The sequence below is a fragment of the Streptomyces apricus genome, from assembly GCF_008369065.1.
GTDB lineage: Bacteria > Actinomycetota > Actinomycetes > Streptomycetales > Streptomycetaceae > Streptomyces > Streptomyces apricus.
This window is the reverse complement of the sequence record NZ_VDFC01000204.1, coordinates 1-1,443: the sequence shown is the minus strand read 5'-3', so window position 1 is coordinate 1,443 and position 1,443 is coordinate 1. Positions and strand designations below refer to the sequence as shown.

Annotated in this window: 1 protein-coding gene; it reads right to left on the bottom strand. The window is 76.9% G+C overall.

The window, feature by feature from the left end:
• Positions 1–124 precede the first annotated feature (124 nt).
• The coding region (locus tag FGF04_RS39195; RefSeq protein WP_408055731.1) for a serine hydrolase domain-containing protein at positions 125–1,443 on the bottom strand (1,319 nt) is incomplete at its 5' end.

Here is a 1,443-nt window from a genome sequence, read left to right as displayed (position 1 = left end):
CGGTGGCGATGCGGGTGCGGGTGGGCGCGGCGAGCCGCCCGGGCGCGCGGGGCCGCACGGGGGCGGCCCGCGGCGCGGTGAGGGATGCGGCGGAACGGTCCGGGGTCAGCCGGGCCGTCCGGGGTCAGCCGGTGCGGACCCGGCGGGCCGTGCGGCCGGAGATCTGCACGCGGTCGATGCTTCCGTCGGCGGGATCGCGGTGGAAGCGTCCCCCGGGTTCCCGGCGGCCGGTGGCCGGGTCGACCAGGTCGCAGCTCAGGTCCGGGTAGCAGATCAGGGGCAGGTGCAGGTCGCCGTCGATGGACAGCGCGGGCAGGCCGTCGGCGCCGGGGCCGATCCGGTACTCGCTCGTGCCGTTGCGGTAGGTCCCCAGGCACTCGGGGAGGTCGACCGGGCCGCCCCGGTCCGGGCGCGCAGGGGCGGTCGGTATCCGTGTGCCGGTGAGCCGGGTGACCAGGTCGGAGAGGTCCCGCCACAGCGCGGTGGCCGTGCCCGCGTTGCCGGTGAAGGCGACCACGACGCCGCTGCGCGGTTCGGCCCGCAGGTGGCAGGAGGTGCCCTGGGCGTTCCCGTCGTGGCCGCACCACCAGCGACCGTCCTGCAGGTGGAGGGCCGTCCCCAGTCCCCAGGCGTCCGCCAGGGCGCCCGCCTCGGCCCCCTGCTCGGGGCGCCGCATGACCGCGGCGGTGGCGGACGGGACGACGGCGGAACGGCCGATCAGGGCCCTGCCGAGGGCCAGCAGGTCGAGGGCGCTCGCCAGCAGGCCGCCGGCCGGGGCCTCGACGGCGGCCAGGTTCTGCCGGACGGGGCGCACGGCCCCGGTGGCCGTGTTCAGGCCGTGCCCGGCGGCGACCGGACGGCCGGGGGCCGTGTCGCCTAGGAAGGAGGGGGTGATGCCCAGCGGTTCCAGGAGCAGGACGCGGACGGCCTCGTGCCAGGGCATGCCGGTCACGGTCTCGATCAGCCGTCCCGCCGCCACGTAACCGGCGTTGGAGTAGGAGAAGTCCGCCCCGGGGTCGAACAGCGCGTCCTCGGCGGTGCAGGCCGCCGCGAGGTAGCGGGAGGCCGTCAGGCCCGCCGCGGTGTCCGAGTCGGGGCCGGTGGGGAGGCCGGCCGTGTGGGAGAGGAGGTGGCGCACCGTCACCTTGGGCAGGTCGCGCAGTTCCGGCAGGAGGTCGGCGACCGACTCGTCCAGGTCGAGGTCCTCGTCGTCGACCAGGAGCATGACGGTGGCGGCCGTGAACGTCTTGGTGATGCTGCCCAACGGTACGGCCGTGCCGGCGGTGAACGGGGTGCCCCGGACGGCGTCGGCCGTGCCGGTGTGCACGCTGACGACCTCCGTCCCGGTGTCGACGGCCAGCTGGGCGCCGGGCACGCGATGGGTTCGCGCGAGGGCGTCGAGCCCGTCCTGCAGGGTCAGGTGGAGGGGGGACGGCCGCGGGG